Source organism: Staphylococcus sp. HMSC072E01 (assembly GCF_001814125.1).
GTDB lineage: Bacteria > Bacillota > Bacilli > Staphylococcales > Staphylococcaceae > Staphylococcus > Staphylococcus hominis.
Genome location: NZ_KV814964.1, coordinates 350701 through 358435, shown reverse-complemented (window position 1 = coordinate 358435; position 7735 = coordinate 350701). Strand labels below are relative to the sequence as shown.

6 protein-coding genes and 1 pseudogene are annotated in these 7735 nt (G+C 31.6%); 3 read left to right on the top strand and 4 right to left on the bottom strand.

From position 1 onward, the window contains the following. Positions 1-493, bottom strand: a pseudogene (locus tag HMPREF2953_RS11050) (helix-turn-helix domain-containing protein); the annotation flags it as partial. Positions 494-655: 162 nt separating this feature from the next. Beyond that, a complete protein-coding gene (gene mscL / locus HMPREF2953_RS06560; RefSeq protein WP_002455375.1) occupies positions 656-1012 on the bottom strand; it encodes a large conductance mechanosensitive channel protein MscL in 357 nt (118 codons plus the stop codon). Positions 1013-1227: 215 nt separating this feature from the next. On the opposite strand from mscL, the gene HMPREF2953_RS06555 reads away from it, so the two are divergent. The 3 genes from HMPREF2953_RS06555 to menI all read left to right on the top strand — a co-directional run bounded on the left by HMPREF2953_RS06555 (position 1228) and on the right by menI (position 6618). After that, positions 1228-2874, top strand: a complete 1647-nt coding sequence (locus tag HMPREF2953_RS06555; protein ID WP_070672427.1) for a glycine betaine uptake BCCT transporter — start codon at positions 1228-1230, stop codon at positions 2872-2874. 372 nt (positions 2875-3246) lie between these two features. After that, the gene (gene acnA / locus HMPREF2953_RS06550) at positions 3247-5952 is read left to right on the top strand and encodes an aconitate hydratase AcnA (protein ID WP_070672425.1); all 2706 of its coding nucleotides are present in this window, start codon (positions 3247-3249) and stop codon (positions 5950-5952) included. A gap of 195 nt (positions 5953-6147) precedes the next feature. Continuing rightward, positions 6148-6618 (top strand): 1,4-dihydroxy-2-naphthoyl-CoA hydrolase MenI, encoded by a 471-nt coding sequence (gene menI / locus HMPREF2953_RS06545; protein WP_017174672.1) that lies wholly within the window; start codon positions 6148-6150, stop codon positions 6616-6618. 48 nt (positions 6619-6666) lie between these two features. Here menI and HMPREF2953_RS06540 read toward each other — a convergent pair whose 3' ends face one another. After that, positions 6667-6966 carry a HesB/YadR/YfhF family protein gene (locus tag HMPREF2953_RS06540; RefSeq protein ID WP_069723831.1) on the bottom strand — a complete coding sequence of 100 codons (300 nt, stop codon included), beginning with the start codon at positions 6964-6966 and terminating at the stop codon, positions 6667-6669. Between the two features lie 158 nt (positions 6967-7124). Beyond that, complete coding sequence (gene plsY, locus HMPREF2953_RS06535) at positions 7125-7733, bottom strand: glycerol-3-phosphate 1-O-acyltransferase PlsY (protein ID WP_070672422.1); 609 nt, start codon at positions 7731-7733, stop codon at positions 7125-7127. Positions 7734-7735 lie beyond the last annotated feature (2 nt).

Sequence of the window (7735 nt, the reverse complement as noted above, 5' to 3'; positions counted from 1 at the left end):
TTATGATTAATTGGTGATGTATAACATTGATTAATCAGTGCTGTAATCTTACGATAACCGTAGGTATAGTGGTTAGCTTCGCATAATTCAATGACTTTTTGTGTTACAGTATCATTTTTATAGGTTTTGTTTTTCCATCGATAATATGTTGATTTAGGTATGTTTAATACTTCTAGTATCAATTTGATTGAATAGTTTCCTTTTAATTGATCCACCAAATCTATGACTACTGTTGGTACCACTTCCTTTCCAATGCCTTGTACTTTTTTAAAATATCCAATTCTATATCTTTTCTCTTATTTTCTAATTTTAATTGTTCTACTTCTGACAGCTCTTCTAATCCTTTACCGTAGGTATATTGTTTACCAACGTGTTGTGAAAATCTATAACTTTCCCCATTTCGATACCATCGCCACCAAGTTTTCACTTGTGTTCTATTTCTAATATTTAATTCTTCCATAATTTCTTTTGTTGAAAATCCTGCTGCTTTCATTTCAACAGCTCTATACTTTGTTTCTACTGAATAAGCAACTCATTTCATAGAAAAAACACCTCCGCATGATTCATTTTAATATGAATTCAACGAAAGTGTTTTTATATAATTCCCACTAATTGGGGTCAGTCCATATTAATATTCCAATGGTTTTTTATTTATTTATTTATTTGTTTTTAAAAGATCTCGAATTTCTGTAAGTAATACCGTATTTGTATCAATTTCTTCTTCTGGTTCTTCTTTTCTCATAATTGTATTGGCAATCTTAACAAAGATAAATAATGCAAAAGCAACAATAATAAAATCAATAATTGACTGAATGAAAAGACCATACTTAATGCCCCAAAGTTGCCAATCTTTAGCAAAATCTACCGAACCGAACAGTTTACCAATCAATGGCATGATAATATAAGTTACTAAGGATGATACAATTTTATTAAATGCTGCTCCTATAACTACAGCAATTGCTAAATCTAAAACATTTCCTTTAAATGCAAACTCTTTAAATTCTTTTAGCATAGTAATCTCCTATTTATTTTATTTTTATATAATATATCATACAAAACATAAATAAATTAGTAAATATTAAAATTAATGAAATTTGATTAAGATTAAAATGTTTGTTATTATATTAAAGTAGTTTACCGAAAAATTAATTAATTATTTTTATAATTAATTGTGTATTTTTCATTTTGAAAAAATTTAATATTACGATGAAGGGAGTTATATTAGTTATGAATTCTTCTTCTGAATCAAGTAAGAAAGGAAAGAAATTTTCGCCGGTATTTATTTATAGTGCGATTATCGTAGCGATTATTGTACTAATTGGGGCAATTGTACCGGAACAATTCGATTCAATTACTAGTTCAATAAGTGGATGGATTACTGATAAACTTGGTTGGTATTATTTAATACTTACAACTATTATTGTTTTCTTCTGTGTCTTTTTAATTTTCAGTCCAATTGGGAAATTAAAACTTGGCAAACCTGATGATAAACCAGAGTTTAATACGATTTCATGGTTTGCCATGCTATTTAGTGCAGGTATGGGTATTGGTTTAGTATTCTATGGTGCAGCAGAACCTATGTCACACTTCGCAGCACCACCAACTGCTAGTCCAAAAACGACAGAAGCCTTTACTGAATCACTTCGTTCTACTTTCTTCCACTGGGGATTTCATGCTTGGGCAGTTTATGGTGTCGTAGCTCTTGCCTTAGCATACGCTCAATTTAGAAAAGATGAACCAGGACTTGTTTCTAGAACATTACGCCCATTGCTTGGAGATAAAGTAGAAGGACCTATTGGTACGATTATTGATGTACTTTCAGTATTCGCTACAGTAGTAGGGGTAGCTGTATCATTAGGTATGGGTGCATTACAAATTAACGGTGGTTTAAATTACTTATTTGGTATCCCAAATAATGTATGGGTTCAATCAATTATTATTGTTGTTGTTACAATTTTATTTATTATTAGTGCTTGGTCTGGTCTAAGTAAAGGAATTCAATATTTAAGTAATACCAATATTGGTTTAGGTACAATATTAATGATTGTTGCTTTAATTGTTGGACCGACTGTATTAATTTTGAACATGTTTACAAGTTCAATTGGTAGTTTGTTTAATACATTCTTATTCAACAGTTTTGATACAGCAGCATTAAATTCTCAAAAAAGAGAATGGATGTCTTCTTGGACACTATATTATTGGGGCTGGTGGTTAAGCTGGAGCCCATTCGTAGGTGTATTTATTGCACGTGTGTCTAAAGGACGTTCAATTCGTGAATTTATTTCAGGTGTATTACTTGTTCCGGCTCTAGTAAGTTTCTTATGGTTCAGTGTGTTTGGCGTATTAGGTATTGAAATGGGTAAAAAACATTCTGAACTATTCAAGATGTCAGCAGAAACGCAACTCTTTGGCGTATTTAATCATTTACCTTTAGGAATGGTTTTATCACTTATTGCACTTGTATTAATCGGTTCATTCTTTATTACATCAGCCGATTCAGCAACATTTGTATTAGGTATGCAAACAACATATGGCTCATTAGAACCATCTAACATGGTAAAAATAACATGGGGTATTGCACAATCTCTTATTGCCTTCATCTTACTCTTAGCAGGCGGTGGAGATGGTGCAGAAGCATTAGGCGCACTACAAAGTGCTGCAATTATTAGTGCATTACCATTCTCCTTTGTGGTCATACTAATGATGATTAGTTTCTATAAAGATGCTAACCAAGAACGCAAATTCTTAGGATTAACATTACAGCCTAATAAACATAGACTAAAAGAATATATTGAATATCAACAAAAAGACTATGAATCTGATATATTAGAAAAACGTCAAAATCGACGTAATGCAGAGAAAGCAGAACAATAATTAAAAAAAAACGCCTAAGACAACTTATTTGTCTTAGGCGTTTTTTAATATGGTTAGATCGAAATATAAAGACTTTCAAAAGAAAATCCACATCCAATATATATTGATATTGGAGCCAAAAATTCAAAATGAATTTCTATTCTACTTTTCTTTTTATTTAATTTAGCTTATTGAAAAAAATTCTCATTTAATAAAAAATACTTATAGTTTAAATGTATGATGATAAGTATTTCTTATATTAACTGATTATAAAACCAAAATTCAAATTACTCAAATTCTAGTGATATATAGTTGTTTTAAAAAACATATAATTATACAATTTAATTAAAGGAATATAATTATGAATGTTTAATATTCAAGGGGGATAATCAAATGGCTTCTAACATTAAAGAACAAGCAAAAAAATCATTTGAAGTTCGAGGTAAATCATATACATATTATGATTTAAAAAGTCTTGAAGAACAAGGTTTAACTAAAATTAGTAAGTTACCTTATTCTATTCGTGTTCTACTAGAATCAGTATTAAGACAAGAAGATGACTTTGTTATTACAGATGATCATATTAAAGCATTAGCCCATTTTGGTAAAGAAGGTAATGAAGGAGAAGTACCTTTCAAACCTTCTCGCGTAATCTTACAAGATTTTACAGGGGTGCCTGCGGTTGTCGACTTAGCTTCATTACGTAAAGCTATGAATGATGTAGGTGGAGATATTAATAAAATTAATCCAGAAGTACCGGTTGATTTAGTCATCGATCACTCTGTACAAGTAGATAGCTATGCAAACCCACGTGCGTTAGAACGCAATATGAAATTAGAATTTGAAAGAAACTATGAACGTTATCAATTTTTAAACTGGGCTACAAAAGCATTTAATAATTATAATGCTGTACCGCCTGCAACAGGTATCGTACACCAAGTTAACTTAGAATATTTAGCTAAGGTAGTTCATGTAAGAGACGTGGACGGTGAACAAACTGCTTTCCCAGATACACTTGTTGGTACAGATTCACATACTACTATGATAAATGGTATTGGTGTATTAGGCTGGGGTGTTGGTGGTATTGAAGCTGAAGCAGGTATGCTTGGTCAACCATCATATTTCCCAATTCCTGAAGTGATTGGAGTACGCTTAACTAATTCATTACCTCAAGGATCAACTGCCACTGACTTAGCATTACGAGTAACTCAAGAGCTACGTAAAAAAGGTGTAGTTGGTAAATTTATAGAATTCTTCGGTCCTGGTGTTACCGATTTACCATTAGCTGATCGAGCGACTATTGCTAACATGGCGCCTGAATATGGTGCAACATGTGGTTTCTTCCCCGTTGATGAAGAGTCACTTAAATATATGAAATTAACTGGCCGCTCTGAAGAGCATATTGAGTTAGTTAAAGCTTATTTACAACAAAACAATATGTTCTTTACATCAGATAAAGAAGATCCACAATATACAGATGTAATTCATTTAGATTTATCGACAGTTGAAGCTTCACTATCTGGTCCTAAACGTCCTCAAGATTTAATTTTCTTAAGTGATATGAAAAAAGAATTCGAAAAATCTGTAACAGCTCCTGCTGGAAACCAAGGTCATGGTTTGGATCAAAGCGAATTTGATAAATCAGCTAATATTCAATTTAACGATGGTTCTGAAACAACTATGAAAACAGGAGACATTGCAATTGCAGCGATTACTTCATGTACAAACACATCGAATCCTTACGTTATGTTAGGTGCTGGTTTAGTTGCGAAAAAAGCAGTTGAAAAAGGATTAAAAGTGCCTGAATATGTTAAAACATCATTAGCACCAGGTTCAAAAGTAGTGACAGGTTACTTACGTGATTCTGGATTACAAAAATATCTTGATGATTTAGGATTTAATCTAGTAGGTTATGGATGTACAACTTGTATTGGTAACTCTGGACCGCTATTGTCAGAAATTGAAAAAGCTATTGCTAAAGAAGATTTACTAGTTACTTCTGTATTATCTGGTAACCGTAACTTTGAAGGTCGAATCCATCCATTAGTAAAAGCGAACTATCTTGCTTCACCTCAATTAGTCGTTGCGTATGCTTTAGCTGGTACAGTTGATATTGATTTACAAAATGAACCACTTGGTAAAGGTAAAGATGGTCAAGATGTATACTTAAATGATATTTGGCCTTCAATTAAAGAAGTTGCTGATACAGTAGATAGTGTTGTAACACCTGAATTATTTAAAGAAGAATATAAAAATGTATACAACAACAATGAAATGTGGAATGAGATTGATGTTACTGACTCTCCATTATATGACTTCGATCCTAATTCAACATATATTCAAAATCCAACATTCTTCCAAGGTTTATCAAAAAAACCAGGTACCATTGAACCATTAAAAGATTTACGTGTAATGGGTAAATTTGGTGACTCAGTTACAACTGACCACATTTCTCCAGCAGGTGCTATTGGTAAAGATACACCAGCAGGTAAATACTTATTAAATCATGACGTGCCTATTCGTGATTTTAACTCATATGGTTCTCGTCGTGGTAACCATGAAGTTATGGTGCGTGGTACATTTGCGAATATTAGAATTAAAAACCAATTAGCACCAGGTACAGAAGGTGGCTTTACAACATATTGGCCAACTGATGAAATTATGCCAATTTATGATGCTGCAATGAAATATAAAGAAGATGGCACTGGCTTAGCAGTATTAGCAGGCAATGATTATGGTATGGGATCTTCACGTGACTGGGCTGCTAAAGGTACTAATTTATTGGGCGTTAAAACTGTAATAGCACAAAGTTATGAACGTATTCACCGTTCTAACTTAGTTATGATGGGTGTATTACCATTACAATTTAAAGATGGAGAATCAGCTGATTCACTTGGTCTAAATGGTAGAGAAGAGATTGCTGTAGATATTAACGAAGATGTACAACCACATGATATTATTAAAGTTCATGCAAAAAAAGAAAATGGAGAAGTGGTTGATTTTGATGTCATTGTTCGTTTTGATTCACAAGTTGAAATCGACTATTATCGTCACGGTGGCATTCTACAAATGGTATTAAGAAATAAACTTGCTCAATAATACAATTATTCGAAAAAGTATTTAAAAATTTGAATGTATTTTGAATCCTTAGATGGCAATCTCATCTAAGGATTTTTTCTTCATTCGTGTCATTGAGCTATTTCAGTAATAAAAGTAGTAAATGGGAGTTCTATAGCAATCATCCTTTTTATGTTAATATTGAAAGTGAACTTAATTGGAAAGAGGTACATAAATATGATTTATAGTATGACTGAAATTGAAGCGAGATACCAAGAAACAGATAAAATGGGAGTAATTTATCATGGGAATTATGCTACATGGTTTGAAGTTGCTCGTACTGATTATATTCGTAAATTAGGTTTTAGTTATGCAGATATGGAAAAAGAAGGTATCATCTCACCCGTCGTGGATTTACAAGTTCAATATAAGAAATCCATTTTTTATCCTGAAAAAGTTAAAGTGAAAACATGGGTAGAACATTATTCAAGATTGCGTTCAACGTACTGTTATGAAGTATATAATGAAAAAGGAGAATTAGCTACCACAGGTTCCACTCAGCTATTATGTATTAAAGCAAGTGATTTCAGACCAATTCGTTTAGATCGTTATTTTCCAGAATGGCATCAAGTATATAGTGAAGTCGAAGCATTGAATAACGAAGGTAAGGAATTAGAAGTCACACAACGTAGCGATTTGAATATATAAATATAAGACCATAAATATCTGTAAATATTAGATATTTATGGTCTTTTTTTAATTAGTTGTAGAATAAACAATTTCGTCTTCATGGTCTACTTTTTCAACTAGAACTTTATGATCTTCAAAATACCATAAGTCATCTTCTGAAACTACAACAATTAAATCATTATAATTTTCGTGATAACCTATCTCAACATCATTGCTCAATTCCACACGAAATGCTGGGCTAAAACCTTGTTTAAGTTGAAATTCTCCACCATACCTCACATAAAATTGTAAGACTTTATTCTCTTCAGGTAAATCTAATTCATTTTTAAACCATTCAACTGCTTCATCAGTCAATTTGATTTTCATTGTAAGAACCATCCTTTATATTAATAATTATGATATTTATAATGCAAAAATTGTTTGAATTAAAACATATTGTTCTCACTATTAAATATGAACCGTTTATCATATTTAATTAATAGAACTAAATATGAATCTTCACATTTGGTGCAAGACTATCCATTTTACATCCATTTAATTTTTGGTTCTTCCCCTTTAAAAATTCTAACAATATTAGAACGGTGTCTAAATATTAAAATGATTGATACAAAAGCACTCATTCCAAATAATATGTAATCATGAATAATTAATGAACCTATCACACAGCTGATTGCCGCAATAATACTAGATAATGACACATACTTTGTTAAATATAAAATTCCAAAGAATATGACCGCTAAAATTAAAAGTAAAATTGGATTAACTCCTAATACAACTCCGGCACTTGTGGCTACAGCCTTACCCCCTTTAAATTTAAGATAAATAGGATAAACGTGACCGATTATTGCAAAAATACCGACAATTAATCCATGTGTGAAGAATGTACTAATTGGTCCATGCGCATGTACTGGGAACCATAATGGGAAAAATACAGTAATGAATCCTTTAAATATATCTAAAAAAGTAACGATAAATCCAGCTGGTTTTCCTAAAACTCTAAAACTATTCGTGGCACCGGTATTACCGCTTCCAAATTCTCTAATATCTTTTTTAAAAAAAACTTTTCCTATAACATAACCATTTGGAATAGCTCCAATGAGATAGCTTAAAATCAACATGAGAACTATCATCATAA

Excerpts from the sequence above, each read along its gene's own strand:
- mscL (WP_002455375.1), bottom strand. The coding sequence starts at position 1,012 with ATGCTAAAAGAATTTAAAGAGTTTGCATTTAAAGGAAATGTTTTAGAT.
- HMPREF2953_RS06555 (WP_070672427.1), top strand. The coding sequence starts at position 1,228 with ATGAATTCTTCTTCTGAATCAAGTAAGAAAGGAAAGAAATTTTCGCCG.
- acnA (WP_070672425.1), top strand. The coding sequence starts at position 3,247 with ATGGCTTCTAACATTAAAGAACAAGCAAAAAAATCATTTGAAGTTCGA.
- menI (WP_017174672.1), top strand. The coding sequence starts at position 6,148 with ATGATTTATAGTATGACTGAAATTGAAGCGAGATACCAAGAAACAGAT.
- HMPREF2953_RS06540 (WP_069723831.1), bottom strand. The coding sequence starts at position 6,966 with ATGAAAATCAAATTGACTGATGAAGCAGTTGAATGGTTTAAAAATGAA.
- plsY (WP_070672422.1), bottom strand. The coding sequence starts at position 7,733 with ATGATGATAGTTCTCATGTTGATTTTAAGCTATCTCATTGGAGCTATT.